Origin of the sequence: Phytomonospora endophytica, assembly GCF_014202425.1 — a bacterium.
GTDB lineage: Bacteria > Actinomycetota > Actinomycetes > Mycobacteriales > Micromonosporaceae > Phytomonospora > Phytomonospora endophytica.
On record NZ_JACHGT010000026.1, the window covers coordinates 59,991 to 83,206 of the forward strand.

The window sequence follows — 23,216 nt, forward strand, 5'->3', positions numbered from 1 at the left end:
CACGTATCCTGAGGTCGCATCTTTCCCACGACCACGCCGCGCGCAGCGGACGACGGTCGAGTCACACCAAAGGACGTGCCGTGAGCGACAGCCCAGCCGTACCCGGAATCGAGGATCTGCCCGAGCAGATGCGGATCAGGCGCGACAAGCGCGCCGAACTGCTCGCCTCGGGCGCCGAACCGTACCCGCTGGGCGCCAAGCGCACGCACTCCCTCACCGAGATCCGCGCGAAGTACGCCGAACTGGCCACCGACACCGCCTCCGGCGACAAGGTCTCCGTCACCGGCCGCGTCATGTTCATGCGAAACACCGGAAAACTGTGTTTCGCGACACTTCGCGAAGGCGAAGGGACCGAATTGCAGGCGATGTTGTCGCTGGCCAATGTCGGCGAGGAACGCCTCGCGGCGTGGAAGCACCTCGTCGACATCGGTGATCAGGTCGCCATCACCGGCGAGGTCATCTCCAGCCGCCGCGGTGAGCTTTCGGTGCTCGCCGACGAGTGGGAGATGACGTCGAAGGCACTGCGTCCTCTTCCCGTCGCGCACAAGGACATGAGCGAGGAAATGCGCGTCCGTCAGCGCTATGTCGACCTCATCATGAGGCCGGCGGCGCAGAACACGGTCCGAACTCGTTCGGCGGTCGTACGATCTCTTCGCGAACAGTTCCATGAGCGGGGTTTCATGGAGGTCGAGACCCCCATGCTCCAGCCGATTCACGGCGGGGCCAGCGCCCGGCCCTTCGCGACGCGCAGTAACGCTTTCGATACGGATCTATTCTTGCGGATCGCACCGGAGTTGTACCTGAAACGCTGCGTGGTCGGCGGACTGGACAAGGTATTCGAGATCAATCGGAATTTTCGCAACGAGGGCAGTGACTCTAGTCACGCGCCGGAGTTCGCAATGCTCGAAGCCTATGAGGCGTACGGGAACTACGACACCGTCGCGGCTCTCGTTCGTGATCTGGTCCAGGGCTCGGCGCGCGACGTGTACGGATCCACTGTGGTCACCCACGCCGACGGAACCGAGTACGACCTGGGCGGACAGTGGCGCGAAGTGACGCTGTTCGGTGCCATTTCCGAAGCGCTGGGTGAGGAGGTCATGGTACGGACGCCGTACGAAACCCTCAAGAAGTACGCCGACCGCATCGAACTGGCCGTCGACCCCGTGTGGAGCGCCGGACAGCTCGCCGAGGAGATTTTCGAGGAACTCGTCGTCGACAATCTTCGGGCGCCGACCTTTGTGCGCGACTACCCGGTGGAGACGTCTCCTCTGGTCCGCGACCACCGCACCGAGCCCGGCCTGACCGAGAAATGGGACTTGTACGCCCTCGGCGTCGAGCTGGGGACCGGTTACTCGGAGCTCGTCGACCCCGTCGTGCAGCGGGAACGCTTCGTTCAGCAGGCACGACAGGCCGCGCGCGGCGACGACGAGGCGATGCGCCTCGACGAGGATTTCCTGCGGGCAATGGAGTACGGGATGCCCCCGCTGGGTGGGTTCGGCTTGGGGATTGACCGGCTGCTGATGACGCTCACCGGTCTGGGAATCCGCGAAACGATCCTGTTCCCAATGCTGCGGCCGGAGTAGCGGCGTTGTCGCGGCGTTCTCGCCGGCCTAGTGGGCCGAACGGACGAGTCGATGATCGTCAGTGGGGCTCATGAACCGCAGGTCGACGCGCTAATAGAGAGCTTGCGGTTTTGTTTGGGTATAGCGTGGGCTATCGTATGCTCGTACGAATAAACTTTCGGGGCATTCACGAAGGGAACCCAGGTGGCGCAGAAAGTTCAGGTAATCCTCGTCGATGACCTCGACGGCGGCAAGGCCGACGAGTCGGTGAAGTTCGGTCTCGACGGGAAGATCTATGAGATCGACCTGGCGGCCGACAAGGCGCAGACCCTGCGGGAGGCGCTGGCCGACTACGTCGCGGCCGGTCGGCCCATTGGACGGTTCCCTTCGGTTGGCGGTAAGGCTCCGGTCGGCGTGCCAGGCCGCGCGGTGCGCCCGACTACCGATCGTGAGCAGAACAAGGCCATTCGCGATTGGGCCAAGAGCAAAGGCAAGCCCGTCTCCGACCGCGGGCGCATTCCGCAGGAGATCATCGACGAGTACCACGCCCAGGCCGGGCACTGAAGCAGCAGCCGTTCGCCGACATCGAACCGGCCCGAACGGCCGCGGAGCGATTACGACCCCACCACGCCGAACGGCGCGGTGGGGTCGTGCTTTACCCCCACACATCCGCATCCGAGATCACCGCCGCACCCGCGACACCCCACGGCATGTGTGGCGGAGATGTGGGCGGATGTGTGACGCGGATGTGTGACGCGGCTCAAGTCCCGGGCGGCGGTAACGAAAGAAACGGGGTCGCGGCGGGCGAAATGCACCTCGCAAAACGAGCCTTCGGCCCGAAAGGGGCTTGGACGCGGGTTTGAGGCGGGGGCGGTGCGTTTCGCGACGAAGCTGAAAGGCCGCCTTTTCTCGTCGTGCGGGGTGTGCGTGCTGATGGTCGAGCGTTGAGGTCCGCCTACCAGGCCGGTGTCGGCTCCGTACCTGCTCGCCGCCCGCTCTGTCCCCACTCGCTTTCGTTCCGGGGCGCTGCCACTTCGCTTTCCGTGCTGGCCCTGCGTCGCCCGCTCGCGCTTTGCCCCGCGTCGTCCCGGCTCTCCGCCACCTGTCCCCGCCTTCGCTCGCCCTATTAGCCACCCCGCTCGCCTTCCACGACCACGCTGCCCGGTACCCCGCGGCTTGGACCTCCGTCCGCCAGTTCGCCGGTCTGCCGGTCTGCCGGTCTGGGCCGCTGGCTGAGGCCGTCCGCACGGCTCGTCAGCGCCGAGAACACGAGCAAGGCGCCAGGTCGCTCCGGTCCATCCGCCGTCACCCGCACCTCACCACCCGGCCCGGCGATCCCGCACTTCGCAGGCCGGGCGAGCCACGCACCGCCCCAAGCCCTCGTCCCACGCGGCGAATCCTGCCTGTGAGTCCCACTACGTCGGACCACCGGCGAAACCTCCACGAGCGCCATCTCGCCCGGCCCGTCCTTCCCGCGAGCCTCACGTCGAGTGGTCGCCCGGCGAGCTCTGCCCAAGGGCCCTGCTTGCACGGTCGCCCTTCCTAGCGAGCCATCACCCCATCTGGCTCACCGCGAGCCCCACTCAGCGAGCCGTCCCTGTCCGGGTGCGCACTGTTTCGCGAGCCCCACTTCGCCCGGCCCGCTCGACAGGTTCGTCTACACGCGCTCGCCCCCGCCCGACTCGCCCGGCGAGCCTGAGCCTCGAATCCCGCCTGTGTCCGTCCTTTCGTTGGCGGGCCGCAGGCCGCCTGCGAACCCTCATCCGGCGGGTCTGTCCTCACGCGCTGACCTCGGCCCACTTCGCCCAGTGAGCCCAAGGTCCCGAACCTCGCCCGCGTCCGTCACCCGCCGGCAAGCGGGCCGCTGGTCGAGAGCCTTTACCCGTTTGCGGGCCCTGCCCGCATCCCGCAGGTCTGCCCGCATCCCGCAGGTCTGCCCGCACCCCGCAGGTCTGCCCACGCGCGCTCACCCCGGCCTACCCACCTGGCGAGCCCGTTTCCCACGGCGAGCCGGAGGCCCGAACCCCGCCTGCGCCTCCACCTCGCTGGCAAGCGGTATGCCGCTTGTGAGGCTTCACCCGACTGCGGGCCTTCATCCGGCGGGCCTGCCCGCACCGGCTCACCCCGGCCGGCCCACACGGCGAGCCGGAGGCCCCGAACCCCGCCCGCGCCGTTCATCCCGCTGGCAAGCGGGCCGCCGTCTGTGAGGCTTCACCCGACCGCGGGCTCTGCCTTCACCCCGCAGGTCTGCCCGCACGCGCACACTCCGGCCCGCCCGCTCGCCTGCCGCCCACCTGTCCGAGCCGTGACCGTGACCCGTCATCCGTCATCCGTGACTGTGACCGTGACCCGTGACCCGTCACCCGTGAGCCGGGCGATCGGGCACCCCGCTGCTCCGCCTTCTGCGTGAGTCCACCCGCCCTCTCGGCTGAAAGATGCGCATGTTTCACGCGGGTCAGTTTTGTCATACCTCACCCGTATCGTGATTTTTGGGGCCCCTTTGGGGCGTGCGGGGGAGTGCGCGATTCGTTCGAGCCCCCGCCGCTTCACGCTGCCCTCCGCTCGCGCGGGCCCAACTCGCCCTACCCCTACGCAGCGAGCGAGCCACCGGCGAGCCCGCTCCCACGCGCTCACCCCGGCCGGTGCGCCCGAGTCCTCACCCCGCGAGCCGTCACCCGCCCGCCCGTGCGGCAGTCCCGCCCCACCCGGCGAGCCCCGCTTCACCCCGCGTCCCGAGCGCCCCACCCACACCCCACCCGCCGCACGTCACCCCGTGTCGCTCACCCGCTCGCCCCACCGGGCGATCCGAGCCCAGCCACCCTGTGCCCTCGGCAGGTCACCACCACCTCGCGTCCCGAGCGAGCCATCCTCACCCCGCGAGCCCCCCCCACCCCGCACCCCGACCTCAGAACCGCGCCCCACCGACACCTTCACCCGTCGGCCACCCCGAGCCCCCCCACCCCACCCCCCACCCCTTCCCAGTTTCGCTGTCGGCGTACAACCGCACTCCCCCGGAACACACCGGTCGCCACGTAGGTTGGGCACTTGGAGTGTCCGTGACCGACGATAGAGTGAAGACCCGGGCACTTGGCACTAACTGACCCGGACCGGCAAGACGCCGGGCCATCGGCAAGCAGGGTCCGGCCGGCGTCGGGAGCCCCGTCGCAGGTATGTGAGGAGCACGAGAGAATGTTTGAGAGGTTCACCGACCGAGCGCGGCGGGTTGTCGTCCTGGCCCAAGAAGAGGCCCGGATGCTCAATCACAACTACATCGGCACCGAGCACATCCTGCTCGGGCTCATCCACGAGGGTGAGGGCGTCGCCGCCAAGGCTCTGGAGAGCCTCGGCATCTCGCTCGAGGGCGTTCGCCAGCAGGTGGAAGAGATCATTGGGCAGGGGCAGCAGGCTCCGAGCGGGCACATCCCGTTCACCCCGCGCGCCAAGAAAGTCCTTGAGCTGTCGCTTCGCGAGGCGCTGCAGCTCGGCCACAACTACATCGGCACCGAGCACATCCTTCTCGGCTTGATCCGCGAAGGCGAGGGTGTCGCCGCTCAGGTGCTCATCAAACTCGGCGCCGACTTGAACCGTGTCCGCCAGCAGGTCCTTCAGCTGCTGTCGGGCTACCAGGGCGGCAAGGAGCAGGCGGCGACCGGCACGGCGACGGGCGAGCAGTCCCCGTCGACGTCCTTGGTCCTCGACCAGTTCGGCCGCAACCTCACGCAGGCCGCCCGGGACGGCAAGCTCGACCCGGTCATCGGCCGCGAGCGTGAGATCGAGCGCGTCATGCAGGTCCTGTCGCGCCGCACCAAGAACAACCCGGTGCTCATCGGCGAGCCCGGCGTCGGCAAGACCGCCGCCGTCGAGGGCTTGGCGCAGGCCATCGTCAAGGGCGAGGTGCCCGAAACCCTCAAGGACAAGCACCTCTACACCCTCGACCTGGGCGCGCTCGTCGCCGGTTCCCGCTACCGCGGTGACTTCGAGGAGCGGCTCAAGAAGGTCCTCAAGGAGATCCGCACCCGCGGCGACATCATCCTGTTCATCGACGAGATTCACACCCTCGTCGGGGCGGGTGCCGCCGAAGGCGCGATCGACGCGGCCAGCATCCTCAAGCCGATGCTCGCCCGCGGCGAACTCCAGACGATCGGCGCGACCACTCTCGACGAGTACCGCAAGTACCTGGAGAAGGACGCCGCTCTTGAGCGCCGTTTCCAGCCGATCCAGGTCGACGAACCGACCCTGGCTCACACCATCGAGATCCTCAAGGGCCTTCGCGACCGCTACGAGGCGCACCACCGCGTGTCCATCACCGATGACGCCCTCGTCGCCGCCGCGACCCTCGCCGACCGCTACATCTCCGACCGCTACCTCCCGGACAAGGCGATCGACCTGATCGACGAGGCCGGCGCCCGCATGCGCATCCGCCGCATGACCGCGCCGCCGGACTTGCGCGACTTCGACGACCGCATCGCCCAGGCGCGCCGCGACAAGGAGAGCGCGATCGACGCGCAGGACTTCGAGCGGGCCGCGCAGCTGCGCGACAAGGAGAAGCAGCTCATCGACCAGCGCGACCGCCGCGAGAAAGAGTGGAAGGCGGGCGACCTGGACGTCGTCAGTGAGGTCGACGACGAGATGATCGCCGAAGTACTGGCGAACTGGACCGGCATCCCCGTGTACAAGCTGACCGAGGAAGAGACCTCGCGTCTGCTGCACATGGAGGACGAGCTGCACAAGCGGATCATCGGCCAGGTCGACGCGGTCAAGGCCGTGTCGCAGGCGATCCGCCGGACGCGTGCGGGTCTGAAGGACCCGAAGCGCCCGTCGGGCTCGTTCATCTTCGCCGGCCCGTCCGGTGTCGGTAAGTCCGAGCTGAGCAAGGCGCTCGCCGAGTTCCTGTTCGGTTCCGAGGACGCGCTGATCCAGCTCGACATGTCGGAGTTCCACGACCGTTACACGGTGTCCCGTCTCGTCGGTGCGCCTCCCGGGTACGTCGGTTACGACGAGGGCGGCCAGCTGACCGAGAAGGTCCGCCGCAAGCCGTTCTCGGTGGTCTTGTTCGACGAGATCGAGAAGGCCCACGCCGACGTGTTCAACACGCTCCTCCAGATCCTGGAGGACGGCCGCCTGACCGACGGTCAGGGCCGCATCGTGGACTTCAAGAACACCGTCATCATCCTGACCACGAACCTCGGTACGCGTGACGTCGCGAAGGCCGTCTCGATGGGCTTCCAGAACGACGACGACGGTGGCGAGGCGAGCTACGAGCGGATGAAGCAGAAGGTCAACGACGAGCTCAAGCAGCACTTCCGGCCTGAGTTCCTCAACCGCATCGACGACACCATCGTCTTCCCGAAGCTCTCGGAGAGCGAGATCGTCTCGATCGTGGACCTGATGCTGCACCGCATCGAGGACCAGCTCAAGAACAAGGACATGACCCTGGAGACGACCCCCGGCGCCCGCCTGTACCTGGGCACGAAGGGGTACGACCCGGTGCTGGGCGCGCGGCCGCTGCGTCGCACGATCCAGCGCGAGATCGAGGACACGCTCTCGGAGAAGATCCTGTTCAACGAGATCCGTCCCGGTCAGATCATCGTCGTGGACGTGGAGGGCGAGCCGACGGACGTCGAGAACGCCCGCCTGGTCTTCCGCGGAGCCGACAAGCCGGCCCTCGTGGAGGTGCCCGACGCGCCTCCGGCCGACCTGACGGCCGAGCCGACGACGAAGTCGAAGACGAACGGCGGCGAGGAGAAGTAGTCCTCGCCTGAGCCAGACGCAAGGCGCCGCCGTCCCGGGAGGGGCGGCGGCGTTTTCATGCGTCAGGGGAGGGGTATTCGGCCGGCCAGGGCCGGCCGAGGAGGTTCGTGTATTCGGCTTCGACGGCGGCGGGGTCGGCGGTGTGGGCGTTGAACAGGACGCCGAAGCACTCGTCGGTGAAGTCCGACGCCACTCCGTCGGCGACTTGCAGCACGGTGACCACCGGGTCGACGGTCTCGGTCCACTCCGCAAGGAAGTAGTGCGCCTTGGCGAGGGTGGTCAGGACGCGGGTGTAGGGCCCGGCGAACCGCTCGCCGTCTTCGGCCTCGAACAGCGGCTTGTAGATCTCGGCGCCGCGCCGGGCGGACGCCTGGCCTTCATCGAAACGCTCGGCGACCAGCAGCCGCTCCGCGAGCGTGGTCAGCGAGGTGGCGAGGTGGGGTGCGAAGACCTCGGGGGAGGCTTCGCTGAGATGCTCGTAGACCTTGACGGCTTTCGCGTTCAGCCAGAGTGTCTTCGCGGAGTCGGTCTCCGCGAGGCAGTCGGCGAGGATGATCACGGTCGAGGCGATCTTCGACAGGATCTCGTCCGGTGCCTCTTCGAGGAGTTCTTCGTAGATGTCGAGGGCCTGGTAGAGGGCCTCGACGCCCTCCGGCCCGCCGAGCAGCACCGCCAGGTTGGTCAGTGTGGCCGCGAGTTCGGCCGTGGAACCCGCCGGCCCCGCACCGGACAGCCGGGTGAGGATGTCCAGTGACTCCCGCATCGCGGTCAGGCCCTCTTCGCGCCGGCCGAGCGAGTGCAGGCCGATGCCGAGAACGTTCAGCGACATGGCGAGGTTGACGTCGTGATCGCCCGGTTCGGCCCGCGCGAGTCCGCGGTGGATCTCCGTCGACCGGGTGGAGGCCTGCACGCCTTCGTCGTCGCGCCCCAGGCGGTTGAGCGCGTAGGCGAGTTCCCCGAGGTAGCGGGCGAGCTCGGCGCCGGGGCCCAGGTTCTCCTGGATCTCGACGGCACGCTGGATGTGGCCGAGCGCCTCGCCGTCCCGCCCGGCGACGCCGAGCAGTGTGGCGAGGCCGCTGCTCGTCCACGCCATCAGGGGGAGGTTCGATGAGTCGCCTTCCAGCCAGCTCAGGCTGTGCCGGTGGAGGGCGGTGTCGAGGGCCGTGAACGGCAGGTACTGGCCCATGTTCCATTCGGTCAGCGCCGTGGCCGTCTCGCCGAGTTCGTCGCTGGGCGGGCAGCTGTTCAGGGCCGCCGTGAGCTGGTTGGTCGCGGTGTGGTCGTCGGCGCCGGAGCGCTCGGCCGCCGCGTTGACGAGCTGCGGCAAACACTCCGCCAGCAGCTGGGGCAACTCCCGCGGCGCCTCTCCCTCCAGCTCCAGCAGCCGCCCCAGGCCCGTGGCCAGCCGCTCGCGGTAGAGATCCCCGATCTCCGGATGGTTGTCCGCCGCCAGCGTCATCAGCCGCAGCGTCCGTGCGTGGTGGACGGGGTCGTCGCTGCTTTGCAGGCCCGTGAGGATATCCGGCAGCTCGTCGGTCGTCGCGACCAGGTATTCCGCGATGAGGTCCGGTTCGATCGGCGCGATCCGGCGCCGTTCCACGCCCGGATACAGCTCGTGCAGCCGCCTGGCGGCGTCGTCTCGCGCGTCCTCGGCCCGCTCTCGCCACACCGGCACCGAGCGCAGCAGCTCGCGTGCCTCGACGACCGTCGGCGCCGTCAGTGTCGTGACGCACACGGCCTGCTGCCGGTGGGCGTCGTGGGCGGCGGGCAGCGCCGACCAGCGTTTGCGTTCGCGGTCGAGGATCTGGCGCAGCAGCCGTTCGCGGATGCGGGCGCTGCCCGGCGCGGGCACGCCGATGCCCTTGGCGCCGAGCAGTGCGGCGATGTGGACGAGCAGCGGCCGGTCGTACTGGTCGTCGTCGACGTCGGGCCGCAGGGGGTCGGCGCCGTCGGTGAGGGCGGGCCGGGACGCGAAGGCGTCGAAGGCCTTCGCGAGGTGCGCTCGCCGGACCTCGCCGGTGAAGGTGATGCGGTCGAGCGCGAGCTCGGCCTCCTTGTCCAGCGCGGCTTCGAGGGCGCCTTCGACGTCGCGGTCGAGGCGGTCGAGCCATTCCCCGCGATGCCGGGCGACCAGCAGGATGCGGACGCGCGCGGCCAGCCGCCGTCCCCGGCTCAGCGCGCGCACCCGCGTGAACAGCGCGCGGAACGCCTCCGTCCACTTCGGGTCGTCGGCGTAGTCGAAGACCAGGAGCGTGTCCCTGCGCGGGTCGAAGCGTTCCCATGGCCCGGTTTCGTCGTCGGTCGTGGTCCCCGCGTGCCACCAGGCGTCGTGTTCGAAGCGCAGCCGGCGGCACAGCTCCAGCACCAGCCTGGTCTTCCCCGCCCCGGCGGGTCCGGTCACCAGGCGTACGGCGTGCGGCCGCGGGCTCAGGCACCAGTCGGTCAGGTCGGTGAGGGCTTCGGCGTGGCCTTCCTCGACGAAGCCGACGAGCTGGTGCGCGGCCTTCAGCGGCCACGACACCGGGTCGTCCTCGTCGGGTTCGATGGGGCCGCGCGGGACCGGCGTGACGAGTTCGCACTCGTCGCCGATGGTCTCGACGTGCTCGGGGGAGACGCCGACGAGCGTGGCGAACTCGGGGTCGGTGAGCAGCGCGGCGACCGATACGGCGTGCAGGCGGTCGGTGCCCCAGGCGGCGGGTGCGCGGGCGACCAGGCCGATGAGCCGGTCGTGGTTGTCGAGGATCGCGGCTCCCGACAGGCCCTGCCAGCCTTCGGCCTGGGCGGGGGAGGGGCCGCGGACGTCGAGTTTCATCCACCCGGAGCGCGCCGAGGCGTCGGGGTGGATCGCGACGGCGACCTGTTCGGTGTCGTGGACGGCGCCGTCGGCGGAGGCGCGGGGGAAGCCGAGGGCGCGTCCCGCGACGGGGTCGCGGCCTTCGACGCGGCCCCAGCGCACGCCCGTCATGGGCGGTTCGAGGACGCCGGGGGCGACGCGGAGGAGGGCGGCGTCGAGGTCGCCGCCGCCACGCCACGCCGCTTCGGCGGGCGACCAGGACCCGCCTCCGGCGGGGCGGACGGAGTAGCGGTCGCCGAACGGTAAACCGTGACCGGCGGTGAGGACCAGCCCGTCGGCGGCGAGGTAGCCCGCCGAGGTGCGTTTGCCGCCGTCGCGCACGGCCTTGACCTCGACGACGCGCGCGGCGAAGCGCTGGAGCCAGTTGTCGGGCATCGGCGTCACCCCCGCGTCAAGTGTGCCGGTGCCGGGTGCGGAGGTCGCGTACCCTCGTTCGAGCCCGAACCACCGGCGAAGGGAGCCATCCGTGCGGGTCTTCACGTTCGACCGCGACGAGCGGGAGGTGACGGGCCACGACAGCGTCGGCCTGCACGCGACCCGCGTCGCGCAGTTCACCGACACGACCCGCGCGACCTGCCTGGCCGTGGCGCCCGGCGGCGTCATCGGGACGCACCCGGCCGCCTCGCACCAGGTGCTGCTCATCGTGTCGGGTTCCGGTTGGGTCGCGGGCACCGACGGCGCGCGCGTCCCGGTCACCGCCGGTCAGGCCGCGTACTGGGCGCCCGGCGAGGTCCACACGACCGGAACCGACACCGGCCTCACCGCGATCGCTCTCGAAGGCGGTCCCGCGACCGTCTTCGAACCCGAGGAGCGCTGACCGGGGGACACCGGCCCGGAGCACGGAAACGGACCGGGTACGCGCCCCCGGTCCGCTCCTCCCACCCCCCGCTTTCGGCGGCGTGCGTGCAACCTCTGCGACGCCCGCCCCTGCGGCCGCGTTCCGGCGCTGCGCGCCCGAAACGCTCGCGTCCGGCGCTGTCGCGCCGACGCCCGGCCTCATCCCGCCCGCCGGTCGCCGTGGGAAGTCGCGTCCCCTCGGCGTCGGTCTCCACACCGCCTAGGGGCGTTCGCGCGGTACGAGGCGAACGTGTTGCGGTGTGCGTCGGCGGCACGTCACCACGCCGACGGTCACGTCGGCGGACGAGTCGGTGGCCCGTGCCGGCCCTTCTATGGCGGCCAATGGCCGTGGTGGCCGGGGCCGAGACGACCCCGGTCGGGGAGCCGGTTAGACATCGAGCAACTTCTAACTAACTCTCCGTAGCCAAAATTACCACGGGAAACCCGAATAGATCTCAATCAATGGTGAACTCGACGGGCTTGCTCCACGCGCTCCCCAGCCGCGCCATCACCTGGTACTTCCCCGACGGCACCACCCTCGGGCTCTTCTTGCACCCCGGCGTCGACGTCTTCCCGTCCCAGGTCATCCGCGACGTCACCACCTCACCCGGCTGCAACGTCCGCTTCGACGACTCGCCCGAGCCCGCGCAGTCGTCCGACGACCACAACCGCTCCCCGCCCGCCTTCACCTGGACCTCCTGCGCCTTCGACCCGACGTCCCGAACGCACGACACCGCCGCCGCGTTCGTCGCCCGGAACTCGATCGTCAGGTACCCGCCCTTCGGCATCACCGCCGTCGCCGGTTTCGGCTCCAGCCGCAGGTCCACGTCCGCGCACGGCCCGCCCTGCACGGTCCCCGCAGGCGGCGCGGCCGAACCCGAGGGCGCGGCCGACACGTCCGACGACGCCGACGGAGGCGCGTCCCCCACGAACGGCCGCTTAAAGGTGTTCGACGGCTCCGCACTCGCCGGTGCCTGCGCCGACGGTTCGGCCGCCACCGGCTCCGCCGGGTCGTCCCCCGACCCGCCGCAAGCCCACAACCCCGCCGCGAGCAGCACCACCCCGGCACCGAGCACGATGGCCCGCCGCCGCCAGTACGTCCGCGGAGATTCACGTCCCACGATCGTCCTCATCGGCGCGACGGTAGACCCATCCGCCCCGAAAAAGATCACGACACGCTGTGCGACCATCGACCCCGATGAGCCAATCCGCACCGATCGCGCGCCTGGTCTCCGACTGGTTCGCCGCCAACGCCCGCGACCTCCCCTGGCGCGAACCCGGCACCACCGCCTGGGGTGTCCTGGTCAGCGAGGTCATGTCCCAGCAGACCCCCGTCCGCCGTGTCGAACCGGTCTGGCGCGAGTGGATGGAACGCTGGCCGACGCCCGCCGACCTCGCCGCCGAACCCACCGGCGAGGCCATCCGCGCCTGGGGCCGCCTCGGCTACCCCCGCCGCGCGCTGCGCCTCCACGCCGCCGCCGTCGCGGTCGCCGGCGACCACGACAACGTCGTCCCCGACACCATCGCCGCCCTCGAAGCTCTGCCCGGCATCGGCACCTACACCGCCCGCGCGGTCGCCGCCTTCGCCCACCGGCAGCGCCACCCCGTCGTCGACACCAACGTCCGGCGTGTCGTCGCCCGCGCCGTCGCGGGAAACCCCGACGCCGGCATGGCGACGACCGCCGCCGACCTCCGCGCCACCGAAACCCTCCTGCCCGACGACGCCGAGGCCGCCGCCGTCGCCTCGGCGGCGCTGATGGAACTCGGCGCCCTGATCTGCACCGCCCGCGCGCCGGTCTGCGCGCGATGCCCGCTCGCCGACGACTGCGCCTGGCACGCCAAGGGGGAGGCGCTGCCCGAAGGCCCCAGCCGCAAACCGCAGAAGTACACCGGCACCGACCGCCACGTCCGCGGTCTGATCATGGCCGTCCTCCGCGAAGCCGACGACCCCGTCGCGCGCGTCGCCCTGGACACCGTGTGGCACGAGCCGGACAGGCGGGAACGCGCGCTGACCGGGCTGGTCGCCGACGGGCTCGTCGTGGAAGGCGCGGGCGGGTTCCGGCTGCCCTGAGCGCCGGGAACCCGCGAGCCGGCGCCGGGAACAGGTGGGCGGGCCCCCGGGTCCTGAAACACTCGGTCGCGTGCCGGAGCGGGCGTGACCGCGCCGACCGGCTTCGTCGTCGAGACCGCGGGCGGGTTCCGGCTGCCCTGAGCGCCGCCCCCGCACACGAGAGCGGCCCGCCACCCGAAGGCGGCGGGCCGTCCGAAAACCGTCCTGACCCGAACGGTCCTACACCGCCTCGGCGGCGACCTTCAAGAACGTGTCGTTCTCCTCGGGCGTCCCCACGGTCACGCGCACGCCGTCGCCCGGGAACGGGCGCACGATCACTCCGCGCGACTCGCAGTGCTTCCCGAACGCCAGGGCCCTCTCGCCAAGCGGCAGCCACACGAAGTTCGACTGGCTGTCGGGCACGCCGGGGAACAGCTTGCGCACCTCCTCGGTCAGCCGCGTCCGCTCGGCGATGACCTGCGCGGCCCGCCGCTCCATCTCGTCCTGCGCCTTCAGCGCGGCAAGCGCGGCGGCCTGCACGACGGCGTTCGTCGAGAAGGGCGTGACGACCTTGCGGACGGCGTCGGCCACGTCGGGGTGCGCGACCAGGTAACCCGCGCGCAGCCCGGCCAGTCCCCACGCCTTCGAGAAGGTCCGCACGACCACCACGTTGGGCCGGTCACCGAACTCGACGAGCCCGTCGGGCACCTCGGCGTCGGTGACGAACTCGCGGTAGGCCTCGTCGAGCAGGACCAGCACGTCGGTGCCGACCCGGTCGAGGAAACGCTCCAGCTCGGCACGGCGGACGCTCGTGCCCGTCGGGTTGTTCGGGTTGCAGACGATCACGACGCGGGTCTTGTCGGTCACCGCCGCCGCCATCGCCTCCAGGTCGTGCCCGTGCCCGGCGTCGTTGGGCACCGTCACGGCCTTCACACCGGCCGTCGCCGCGATGATCGGGTAGGCCTCGAAGCTCCGCCACGAGAACACGACCTCGTCGCCGGGAACCGTCGCCGCCTTCAGCAGGTGCTCGCACAGCGCGACCGACCCGCAGCCCGTCGCGATCCGCTCGATCCCGACCGACAACCGCGCGGCGAGCGCCTCGCGCAGCGCGAGGACGCCCATGTCGGGGTAGCGGTGGACGTTCGTCGCGGCGTCGGCGATGGCCTCGGGGACACCGGGCAGCGGGCCGTAGGGGACCTCGTTGCTGGCGAGCTTGATCGCCTCGGCGAGTCCGAGCTCGCGGGCGAGGTCGGCGGGGTTGCGGCCGGGGACGTAACTGGGGAGGGCGTCGAGGTCAGCGCGCGTCAGTCGACGAGACATCGGTGTCTCCTTTCACCTTCTGTGCGGGGTCGGCGGCGGCAGGGGCGAGCACCACCGTGGTGCCGGGGGACTTGTCGTGCAGGCACTGACGATACGGGCGGTCGCGCAGGCACCACAGCGCGTCCGCCAGGAGCAGGAAGATCCCGCAGGCCAGGAACAGGAAGGGCAGGGCCATGAACGACCACCGCAGCCCCATCCAGCCCAGCCGCAGGGGCTGACCGTAGAGGGGCACGACCTTGATCCCGACCATCTTCTTCCCCAGTGTCTGCCCGGTGTAGGCGGTCATGGGGACCTCGTAGACGAACCAGAGGAGGAGGCCGATGAACATGATGGTCAGCTGGAGGTTGTTGGCGCGCTCGGACAGGGTCAGCGGGTTGAGCTGGGTGCCCTGGCGCATCGCCGCCTCGACGGCGGGCGTGACCTCCTGGAAGAACTGGTAGATGAAGTACCCGTTGACGACGACGTTGAGCAGCAGGACCGCGACGGTGTCGATGAGGCGGGCCGACAGGCGCTGGCCGGCGCTGGCGAGGGTGTGTTTCTGCATGTCGCCGGACGGTTCGGGGAAACCCGGCGGGAGTACGGGGCCGGACTTGCCGGGCATGTCCTGCGGGGGACGCCGGTCGATGGGGGTGACGCCCGCGGGAGGGGGCGCCCAGGTCGGGTCGGCGCGGCCGGGGAGGCCTTGGGCGCCGGGCTGCGCGGGGAACGACAGGGGCGGCTCGGGTTCGGGTTCCGGGGGGCCGTCGGGGGGTTCGGCGTCGGCGGCGAGGGGCTTGCCGAGCCACTGCTCGCCGTCCCAGTAGCGCTGCGTGTCGGGTTCGGCCGGGTCCCGGTACCAGCCGGGCTCGATGCTGCTCACCCGCGCAATTGTGTCAGGGGAGATCGAGGGGGGACGCTCGCGCTCGTCACGGCGGTGTCAAGATCGGCGTATGACGACCATGCGCGCCGTTCGCCTGCGTGAACCGGGGCCGCCCGGGAACCTCGAACTCGTCGACCTGCCCGTGCCCGTTCCCGAGCCCGGCTGGGTGCGTGTGAAGGTCGGCGCGTTCGGCCTCAACCGTTCCGAGTTGCACACGCGACTCGGGCTCGCCGAGGGCGTGACCTTCCCGCGCGTGCCCGGGATCGAGTGCGCGGGGACCGTCGACCTCGACCCCGACGGGATCCTCGCGCCCGGACAGCAGGTCGCGGCGATGATGGGCGGGATGGGCCGCACCTTCGACGGCGGGTACGCCGAGTACACGGTCGTGCCGCGCGCGCAGCTGATCCCGTTCGCGTCGAAGCTGCCGTGGGAGACCCTGGGCGCGGTCCCCGAGACGTTGCAGACCGCTTACGGGAGCCTGACCACCGGCCTCGATCTCAGGGCCGGGCAGAGCCTGCTGATCCGCGGCGGCACCTCCGCGCTCGGGATGGCCCTGACCGCCCTGGCCAAGGACATGGGTGCGACGGTCCTCGCGACCACGCGCAGCCCCGGACGCCTCGACGCGCTCGCCGCGCAGGGCGTCGACCACCCACTCGTCGACTCGGGCACGATCGCCGACGCCGTGCGCGAGGTCTTCCCCGACGGCGTCGACGCGGCCGTCGAGCTCGTCGGGACGCCGACGCTCCCGGACACGCTCGCCGCGACGCGCGTGCACGGGACGGTGTGTTTCACGGGGATGTTGTCGAACGAGTGGATCGTGCGCGACTTCTATCCGATCGGGTACATCCCGACGGGGGTGCGGCTGACCGGCTACGGCGGTGACGCCTCCGACCTTCCGGCGGAGGTGTTGCAGGGGTACCTGGACAAGCTCGCGGCGGGCACGGTTCCGGCCGGGCCGACGACGGTTTACGCGCTCGACGAGGTGCCACGGGCGCACGACGACATGGAGCACAACCGGGTGTTCGGCAAGCTGGTGGTGGTGATCTAGGGGCGGCTCACGCCCCACCGGCCGCCTCCACCAGGGGCAGCGTCCGGTACCGCACCTGCTCGGCCAGCGCGATCACCGACGACGCCCGCAGCACCCCCTCGTATCCCACGATCTGGTCGAGCACCCGTTGCAGGTCGGCGTTGTCGCGCGCGACGACCCGCGCCACGATGTCCCCGCCCCCGGTCACGGTGTGTGCTTCCAGGACCTCCGGGATCCCCGCGAGGTGCCGCCCGACCCGGTCGTGCCCGCCGGCCTGCCGGATTTCGAGGGTCACGAACGCGGTGACGCGGTAGCCGAGCGCGGCCGCGTCGATGTCGGGCCCGAAGCCCTGGATCACTCCCCGGGCCGCCAGTTTGTCGAGCCGTGCCTGGACGGTCCCGCGCGCGACGTGGAGGCGGCGGGCGCATTCCAGGATGCCGATGCGCGGCTCGTCGGCGAGCAGCCGGATGAGCCGCGCGTCGAGTGAGTCGATCGGCGAAACACTGGTCATGTTGTCCACCGTACTCGGCGGTACGCCTGCACATCTGGTCAAGATGACCATGGATCGCTCGCACTCTTGCCCAACCCGTGGCCGGCACGGGATGCTTCGCCGGTAACCCACGGTGAACGCGAGGAGGCGGCCATGACCCAGGTGGAACCCGAGATCGACGAGTCGGTGCTGGTCGGCGCCATCGACCACGACATCACCAAGGACCCGTTCCCGATCAAGGGCTGGGACCACGTCCGTTTCATGGTCGGCAACGCCAAGCAGGCCGCCCACTACTACGAGACCGCCTTCGGCATGAAGCGCGTGGCCTACCGCGGCCCCGAGCAGGGTTATCGCGACTACGCCGAGTACGTCCTCGTCTCCGGCGGGGCGACCTTCGTCCTGAGTGGTGCCGTCCACGCCAAGGCACCCGGCGCCGGCCACCACGCCCGCCACGGCGACGGCGTCGTCGACATCGCCCTTGAGGTTCCCGACGTCGACGCCTCCTACGCTCACGCCCTCGCGCAGGGCGCGATCGGCCACACCGAGCCGGTGACGTTGTCCGATGAGCACGGCGAGGTCCGTATCGCCGCCATCGAGACCTACGGCGAGACGGTTCACACCCTCGTCGACCGCTCGAAGTACACCGGGCCGTTTCTGCCCGGCTTCGTCGCGAAGGACCCGATCGTGGAGCGCACGACCGGCCCGAAGCGTTTCTTCCAGGCCATCGACCACGTCGTCGGCAATGTCGAGCTCGGCAAGATGGACGAGTGGGTCGAGTTCTATAAGCGCGTCATGGGCTTCACGAACATGGCCGAGTTCGTCGGCGACGACATCGCCACCGAGTACTCGGCGCTGATGAGCAAGGTCGTCGCCTCCGGGACGCGCAAGGTGAAGTTCCCGCTGAACGAGCCGGCGATCTCGAAGAAGAAGTCGCAGATCGACGAGTACCTGGAGTTCTACGACGGTCCCGGGCCACAGCACATTGCCCTGGCCACCAACGACATCCTCGCCTCCGTCGACGCCATGCGCGCCGCCGGTGTCGAGTTCCTCGACACGCCCGACTCGTACTACGACGACCCGGAGCTGCGCGCCCGCATCGGTGATGTGCGCGCGCCGATCGAGGAGCTGAAGAAGCGCAAGATCCTCGTCGACCGCGACGAGGACGGTTACCTGCTGCAGATCTTCACCAAGCCGCTTCAGGACCGTCCGACGGTGTTCTTCGAGATGATCGAGCGCCACGGTTCGCTCGGGTTCGGGAAGGGCAACTTCAAGGCCCTGTTCGAGGCCATCGAGCGTGAGCAGGACAAGCGGGGGAACCTCTAGACCGCGTGCCCAGCACCCGGTTTCCGCGTCGGTGACTGTGGCGCCGTGCGGATCGGGAAGCGGACACCGTCCCGGAGGCCAGGAGTCTCCGGGACGGTGCGTTTCGCGAGTGGGTCGACCACATGGGACGGGTGTCGCGACCGCGTTTCCTCTGGCGGGGGAGGCGCGGGGCCCGGTGGTAAGCCGCGTACCTACGCACATCCTGGCTTTCGCGACAGCGGCGGTAGGGGAGGCGGATACCGCCTCGGGGACCATCGTCCGTGTCTCCGGGGCGGCTTCTCGCGCGCTGGTGGGCATCTTTTGGGCATGGCTCTGGGCTTTTTCTGGGCATCGTGGTTCACTCAATGCATGCCCAAAAAAAGCCCAGCTAGCCAGGACGTGATTTACGGCCTCCAGCAGGTCTTGCGGCGAGGGCTTCCCGTCACGAGCGCGACCGGTTCCTTGACCGAACTTCGAGGCGTCGTCGCGCGTGCGGTGGACCCGACGGACGCGCCGAGTCGCACGAGCGCTCTGAACGGACTCCTGCAGAGTCTTCTCGCCCGGTTCAAGGACGCCAGGTACGCCGAAGCGGTTCGCGCGCTCTTCGGACTGCCGCCCGCCCTGCCGGGGCAGAACCTCACTCAGCGAAGATCCGCCGCGGCGGTCAGTGCCGGCCACGAGGTGCACCACTTTCGCAAGCGGGTCGAGCCGCGGCTCATCGAGCAACTGGCCGCCGATCTGCTCGCCGACGCGGACGGCTTCACCCGCACCAAGGCCATCGCCCCCCGTCTCACCCCGGCCGGCGCCCGACCGCGAGTCCCCGCCGATCCCTTCGCGTGGGAAGTCGCGGAGGAGGAAGAGGCGGTGTCCCGGCTCTGGGCCGCGATCTACGGGCTTCGTGCCGAGCTCGTGGCGATCGAGCGGCTCGTCAGCCTCGGATCAGAAGAAGCCCAGATCGTGCCGCGCGCGGTCACGGCGGCCTGGATGTGGGGACGCGCGAGTGCCGCCGCAGTGGCACACGGCCAGGCCTACGGCCGGAATGACGGTCAGACTCCCGACGTGATGCTCTCACTCGCGGGGTGGACACCCCCGTTGCCCGCGCCATTGGCGACACGTCTGAGGGAAGCGGCGTCGACGGCGGACTCGCGCCGTGAATTCCTCGCCTCGGTCCGTGGCGACGTCGAACTCGGGAACGCGTGGATCCGGCCGTTCCTTTCCACCGCGATCGATGAGGAGTCACGATGACCGGCACCGCACTGGCGGAGGCTCTGGGAGCGGCGGCCGCCGCGGGCCCGCTCCGGTATGTCATCACCGGAGGTCCGAGTTCGGGCAAGGACGATTTGATCGAGGCGATCCTCGACGCCCAGATCCCGTGCATGGAAGCCGAACCGGGGCGCGAGATCTACCGCAAGCACAGAGCGAGGCTCGGGCGGCACCTGCGCAGGGAAGACCGCCACGAGTACTCGCTGGAGGTTCTCGACGCCTTCATCTCCGAGTTCACTCGTCACAAGCACGGGATCCGGTTCTTCAACCGCGGGATCCCGGACGGATACGGGTGGGACGCCTTCTTCGGTCTTGGTCCCACTCCTCAATTGGAGCAGGCGAACCGCATCTACCGGTACGACGTCGTCTTCGTGCTGGACCCGCTCGACCGCTTCGAAGACGCCGACGACGTCGTGTGGGCGCAGGACCGGGAGATACGACGGGTCCACGAGCTGATCGTCCAGGGGTACTACGACGCAGGATACGAGCCGGTGTTCGTACCACCCAACTCCGCCGTCGAGCGCCTGGACTTCATCTGCGCCAACCTCCGCCTGCCCAAACCGAGCCGTGGTGCGTGAGTCGTGCCGGAGAACCAGGCCTTGCTGCTCTCACCCAACAGCGTCTTGGCGAATGCTCTACTCAGGACGATCGACATCCTCCGTCCGCGTGTGCAGGCTGCGCGGCCGCAGCGCATCGAGTTCGTCGTTGGAACGCAGATCAACGGCGCACCCCACCTGGGCACGAACCTCGTCCAGACGGCGGCGTTCCTCCTGGCCAAGGTCGCCCGGCGAGAGTTCAGCATCGACACGACCGTCTATTTCGGAGCACTCGACAACGCGCCCTTCGAGGTCACTCTCGACCCGGACACCCACCACGCCTACCAGCAGACCTACTTCCATGCACTGGGCAAGGAGGGCATCGGCGAGCTGATCGACACGTACTACCGGGACTTCTTCGAATCGCTCGCCGAGGCGACCGGTACCGATTACGTGATCGAGACCTACACCGATCAACAGGCGTCGCCGGGCTTCCGTGCGGAGTTCTTGCGAACACTTGAACACCTGGACGGTATTCGCTGGTGGATCGCGCCGTCTCACGGCGTGGTGCATGTTCGAGTGCCCTGTCCGGAATGCGGATGGGCGGAGAAGCGCGCAGACCGGACAAAGCTCGTTCACCTCGACGAGGACGGAGCCGTGTTCACGGCCGTGTGCCTCGATCACGGGGGTTACGAGGCGCAGGTGGATCCCGAGGATGGTGGACCGTACCTGGATCTCGCGACCCTCTATCGGAACCTGGTGAAGGAACGGGCGCTTGGTCGCGACACGAGTGTCCTGCGCGTCATGATGAAGGGAGGAGACTGGGCCTTCGGGTGCCAGCTGGTCGACGGCGCTCTGGGTGCCCTCGGGACCCCGGCCGCGCAGATGCCGATGAGGATCTTCACCCCGCAGGTACTGGCTCCGACCGGGGCGAAACTGTCGAAGTCTCTGCTGAGAGAGCACGGATCAAGCCTTCTCCCCGCTGATGTCGAGCCGTGGATGCTGGACACCACCGCCTGGCAGGGCAGCACCGATAACTATGTGGACGCATTGGTCTGGCTGGTCGGCGAACTACTCGCCGACCCGAAGCACCTGTTCCGTTCGTTCACGGTGAAGGAGCTCGGGCGACTCATGAGCGTGCGGCCGGACGATCTCGACGCGCGCCCTCGTGCCCACGAGATGGGGATCTACAAGCGGTACTTCGATCTGATCGCCTCGGGCCGGAAGACGACCGAGATCCGGGTCAACGATTCGAGCCGCAAGAAGATCAAGGTGGGCTCGCTGATCAGGTTCCGTTGCCGGGAGGAAGAGGTACTGACGAGGGTGACGCGGGTGGCGAGGTACGCGGACTTCGAGGAGATGTTCGCTCATGAGGATCTCGGATCGGTGAACCCGCTGGCGAGCAGGGAGCAGCAGCTCGCGAACGTGCGGCAGATCTATCCGCCGGAGCGGGAGGCTTTGGGGGTGCTGGCCCTGGGGATCGAGTTGGTGTGATCGGCGGGTATCTCCACTGGCGCAGCGGTGCGTACCACCGCATTTTCTCCCCGAGACCGTTGACCGCTCGAAGTACACCGGGCCGTTTCTGCCCGGCTTCGGTGCGAAGGACCCGATCGTGGAGCGCACGACCGGCCCGAAGCGCGTGGTTTTAAATGGGCACGGTCAGGCCATCGACCACGTCGTCGGCAATGTCGAGCTCGGCAGCCACCAACGACATCCTCGCCTCCGTCGACGCCATGCGCGCCGCCGGTGTCGAGTTCCTCGACACGCCCGACTCGTACTACGACGACCCGGAGCTGCGCGCCCGCATCGGTGATGTGCGTGCGCCGATCGAGGAGCTGAAGAAGCGCAAGATCCTCGTCGACCGCGACGAGGACGGTTACCTGCTGCAGATCTTCACCAAGCCGCTTCAGGACCGTCCGACGGTGTTCTTCGAGATGATCGAGCGCCACGGTTCGCTCGGGTTCGGGAAGGGCAACTTCAAGGCCCTGTTCGAGGCCATCGAGCGTGAGCAGGACAAGCGGGGGAACCTCTAGGCCGCGTGCCCAGCACCCGGTTTCCGCGTCGGTGACTGTGGCGCCGTGCGGATCGGGAAGCGGACACCGTCCCGGAGGCCAGGAGTCTCCGGGACGGTGCGTTTCGCGAGTGGGTCGACCACATAGGACGGGTGTCGCGACCGCGTCTCCTCTGGCGGGGGAGGCGCGGTTTCGGCGTGCCGGGGGCGACTTGTGGCGATGCGAGAGGATGTCGGCGGTACGGGACCGGGTGAAGCTGTTCTGAAGCCGGTTCCCGTCATGCTCGTGTATCGCCGATACAGCAAGAACGGGGAACCCTGTGACCAGAGCAAGACTCTTCCGCCGCACCTTGTACGGCGTCCTCGCCGTAGCGGTCGCGGCCGCCGGTTTACTGCTGACCCAGGAGGCGACGGCGCTGTCCTCGCGGGCCGACGTCAAACCCGCCAGTTACCGCTCGCCCGCGTACAACGCGCCGATGCTGAACGTCAAGGTCGCCTCGGTGACCTTCAACGTCGCGGCCGGGCAGGCCGCCTACATCAACAGCAGTCTCAAGTTCGGCAACGCCACCACCCGGATTCTCGTCGACAACCAGGTGGAGTGCTTCAACAACAAGGGGACGTCCGTTCGTAAGCTGCTGCGGAGCCAGAACGTCTACGCGGCGGGGAATGGAGCCCTGTCCACAGTGGCCCTCACGACGAGGTTCCTGCTGCCCACCGCGACCGCCGCGAGCTTCCGTTGCGACCTGTCGCTGTGGACGCGCTCGCTGGGCGATGCCGGCCGGGTCGGTCTCATGAGCGGATTCGTTGAGGTCGCCGGGAAGTACGCCGGCACGACACAGGCCGCCACGACCGGACGGTCCCTTGTGACCAAGTCGGCCCCCGTGTGGGCTCCCGCTGTCAAGGGAAGCGCGTCCGTGCCCAAGACGACGGGCTTGTGGCAGGCGCCCGGTGGCGCCACGAGCCTGAGCGTTTTCGGGGATGCCCAGCTCACGACCTGTTATGGCAAGGACAAGGCTCCGTGCCCTGTGACCGCCAACGACAAGAAGGGGTCCCTCGTACGGACCACCCTGGTGGCGACGCAGTTCAAGAAGGACGGGTCGGTGTGTAAGACGAGCACCGTGTCGAGTGATGTGCGGATCCCGCAGTACGTGCACCATCAGCCGGTGTACCTGCATAACCCCAAGGTGCCGGTGCTGACGGGGAGCGGATGTCTTCCGGTGTTCTCTGTTTATCTGAAGCACCAGCTTCTTGCCGACCACCCGTACTACGTGCACGGGAGTTCTGACGATGCCGTGGTCAGCGTGATCCCGGTGTAGGGGAGTGAATGAAGCGGCCCGCCACCCGTGAGGGTGGC

16 protein-coding genes and 1 pseudogene are annotated in these 23,216 nt (G+C 69.2%); 12 read left to right on the forward strand and 5 right to left on the reverse strand.

The genetic code is table 11. From position 1 onward, the window contains the following. The first annotated feature begins 128 nt into the window (after nucleotides 1-128). From lysS to HNR73_RS37955, 3 genes are all read left to right on the forward strand, one after another. Complete coding sequence (gene lysS / locus HNR73_RS37945) at nucleotides 129-1,583, forward strand: lysine--tRNA ligase (protein ID WP_184792946.1); 1,455 nt, start codon at nucleotides 129-131, stop codon at nucleotides 1,581-1,583. 183 nt (nucleotides 1,584-1,766) lie between these two features. Continuing rightward, nucleotides 1,767-2,126, forward strand: coding sequence for a histone-like nucleoid-structuring protein Lsr2 (locus HNR73_RS37950; protein WP_184792924.1), 360 nt, complete (start codon nucleotides 1,767-1,769; stop codon nucleotides 2,124-2,126). Between the two features lie 2,625 nt (nucleotides 2,127-4,751). Continuing rightward, the gene (locus HNR73_RS37955) at nucleotides 4,752-7,313 is read left to right on the forward strand and encodes an ATP-dependent Clp protease ATP-binding subunit (RefSeq protein ID WP_184792925.1); all 2,562 of its coding nucleotides are present in this window, start codon (nucleotides 4,752-4,754) and stop codon (nucleotides 7,311-7,313) included. A 55-nt stretch (nucleotides 7,314-7,368) separates the two neighbouring features. Here the strand turns inward: HNR73_RS37955 and HNR73_RS37960 are convergent, their stop codons facing one another. Then, nucleotides 7,369-10,542, reverse strand: a complete 3,174-nt coding sequence (locus tag HNR73_RS37960) for a tetratricopeptide repeat protein (protein ID WP_184792926.1) — start codon at nucleotides 10,540-10,542, stop codon at nucleotides 7,369-7,371. 91 nt (nucleotides 10,543-10,633) lie between these two features. Here HNR73_RS37960 and HNR73_RS37965 point away from each other — a divergent pair, with 91 nt between their 5' ends. Then, entirely contained in the window at nucleotides 10,634-10,984 is a 351-nt protein-coding gene (locus HNR73_RS37965; protein WP_184792927.1) for a cupin domain-containing protein, read from the forward strand. 475 nt (nucleotides 10,985-11,459) lie between these two features. Here the strand turns inward: HNR73_RS37965 and HNR73_RS37970 are convergent, their stop codons facing one another. Continuing rightward, entirely contained in the window at nucleotides 11,460-12,137 is a 678-nt protein-coding gene (locus tag HNR73_RS37970) for a flagellar basal body-associated FliL family protein (protein ID WP_184792928.1), read from the reverse strand. Nucleotides 12,138-12,202: 65 nt separating this feature from the next. On the opposite strand from HNR73_RS37970, the gene HNR73_RS37975 reads away from it, so the two are divergent. Next, complete coding sequence (locus HNR73_RS37975) at nucleotides 12,203-13,075, forward strand: iron-sulfur binding domain-containing protein (protein WP_184792929.1); 873 nt, start codon at nucleotides 12,203-12,205, stop codon at nucleotides 13,073-13,075. A 219-nt stretch (nucleotides 13,076-13,294) separates the two neighbouring features. Here HNR73_RS37975 and hisC read toward each other — a convergent pair whose 3' ends face one another. Together hisC and HNR73_RS41135 are read right to left on the reverse strand one after the other, a co-directional pair. Then, nucleotides 13,295-14,374 carry a histidinol-phosphate transaminase gene (hisC, locus tag HNR73_RS37980; RefSeq protein WP_184792930.1) on the reverse strand — a complete coding sequence of 360 codons (1,080 nt, stop codon included), beginning with the start codon at nucleotides 14,372-14,374 and terminating at the stop codon, nucleotides 13,295-13,297. Next, entirely contained in the window at nucleotides 14,349-15,233 is an 885-nt protein-coding gene (locus HNR73_RS41135) for an RDD family protein (protein WP_184792931.1), read from the reverse strand. Before HNR73_RS41135 ends, hisC begins: the two co-directional genes overlap by 26 nt. A gap of 70 nt (nucleotides 15,234-15,303) precedes the next feature. Here HNR73_RS41135 and HNR73_RS37990 point away from each other — a divergent pair, with 70 nt between their 5' ends. Then, nucleotides 15,304-16,281, forward strand: coding sequence for a zinc-binding dehydrogenase (locus HNR73_RS37990; RefSeq protein WP_239122341.1), 978 nt, complete (start codon nucleotides 15,304-15,306; stop codon nucleotides 16,279-16,281). 7 nt (nucleotides 16,282-16,288) lie between these two features. On the opposite strand, the gene HNR73_RS37995 is transcribed toward HNR73_RS37990, so the two are convergent. After that, on the reverse strand, nucleotides 16,289-16,771 hold the full coding sequence (locus HNR73_RS37995) for an Lrp/AsnC family transcriptional regulator (RefSeq protein WP_184792932.1): 483 nt from the start codon (nucleotides 16,769-16,771) through the stop codon (nucleotides 16,289-16,291). A 132-nt stretch (nucleotides 16,772-16,903) separates the two neighbouring features. On the opposite strand from HNR73_RS37995, the gene hppD reads away from it, so the two are divergent. The 6 genes and pseudogenes from hppD to HNR73_RS38030 all read left to right on the forward strand — a co-directional run bounded on the left by hppD (nucleotide 16,904) and on the right by HNR73_RS38030 (nucleotide 23,178). Then, nucleotides 16,904-18,073 (forward strand): 4-hydroxyphenylpyruvate dioxygenase, encoded by a 1,170-nt coding sequence (gene hppD / locus HNR73_RS38000; RefSeq protein ID WP_184792933.1) that lies wholly within the window; start codon nucleotides 16,904-16,906, stop codon nucleotides 18,071-18,073. A 306-nt stretch (nucleotides 18,074-18,379) separates the two neighbouring features. Beyond that, a complete protein-coding gene (locus HNR73_RS38005) occupies nucleotides 18,380-19,297 on the forward strand; it encodes a hypothetical protein (protein WP_184792934.1) in 918 nt (305 codons plus the stop codon). Continuing rightward, nucleotides 19,294-19,893 carry an AAA family ATPase gene (locus HNR73_RS38010; RefSeq protein WP_184792935.1) on the forward strand — a complete coding sequence of 200 codons (600 nt, stop codon included), beginning with the start codon at nucleotides 19,294-19,296 and terminating at the stop codon, nucleotides 19,891-19,893. Before HNR73_RS38005 ends, HNR73_RS38010 begins: the two co-directional genes overlap by 4 nt. A 3-nt stretch (nucleotides 19,894-19,896) precedes the next feature. Continuing rightward, a complete protein-coding gene (locus tag HNR73_RS41140; RefSeq protein WP_221331339.1) occupies nucleotides 19,897-21,345 on the forward strand; it encodes an ASCH domain-containing protein in 1,449 nt (482 codons plus the stop codon). Between the two features lie 203 nt (nucleotides 21,346-21,548). Then, nucleotides 21,549-21,884 (forward strand): annotated as a pseudogene (locus tag HNR73_RS38025) (4-hydroxyphenylpyruvate dioxygenase); the annotation flags it as partial. A gap of 298 nt (nucleotides 21,885-22,182) precedes the next feature. Beyond that, entirely contained in the window at nucleotides 22,183-23,178 is a 996-nt protein-coding gene (locus HNR73_RS38030) for a hypothetical protein (protein ID WP_184792936.1), read from the forward strand. Nucleotides 23,179-23,216: the final 38 nt, after the last annotated feature.

Coding starts and splice junctions, on each gene's coding strand:
- HNR73_RS37995 (WP_184792932.1), bottom strand. CDS start 16,771: ATGACCAGTGTTTCGCCGATCGACTCACTCGACGCGCGGCTCATCCGG.
- hppD (WP_184792933.1), top strand. CDS start 16,904: ATGACCCAGGTGGAACCCGAGATCGACGAGTCGGTGCTGGTCGGCGCC.
- HNR73_RS37955 (WP_184792925.1), top strand. CDS start 4,752: ATGTTTGAGAGGTTCACCGACCGAGCGCGGCGGGTTGTCGTCCTGGCC.
- HNR73_RS38010 (WP_184792935.1), top strand. CDS start 19,294: ATGACCGGCACCGCACTGGCGGAGGCTCTGGGAGCGGCGGCCGCCGCG.
- HNR73_RS37990 (WP_239122341.1), top strand. CDS start 15,304: ATGACGACCATGCGCGCCGTTCGCCTGCGTGAACCGGGGCCGCCCGGG.
- HNR73_RS37970 (WP_184792928.1), bottom strand. CDS start 12,137: ATGAGGACGATCGTGGGACGTGAATCTCCGCGGACGTACTGGCGGCGG.
- HNR73_RS37960 (WP_184792926.1), bottom strand. CDS start 10,542: ATGCCCGACAACTGGCTCCAGCGCTTCGCCGCGCGCGTCGTCGAGGTC.
- HNR73_RS37975 (WP_184792929.1), top strand. CDS start 12,203: ATGAGCCAATCCGCACCGATCGCGCGCCTGGTCTCCGACTGGTTCGCC.
- HNR73_RS38005 (WP_184792934.1), top strand. CDS start 18,380: ATGGCTCTGGGCTTTTTCTGGGCATCGTGGTTCACTCAATGCATGCCC.
- lysS (WP_184792946.1), top strand. CDS start 129: ATGCGGATCAGGCGCGACAAGCGCGCCGAACTGCTCGCCTCGGGCGCC.
- hisC (WP_184792930.1), bottom strand. CDS start 14,374: ATGTCTCGTCGACTGACGCGCGCTGACCTCGACGCCCTCCCCAGTTAC.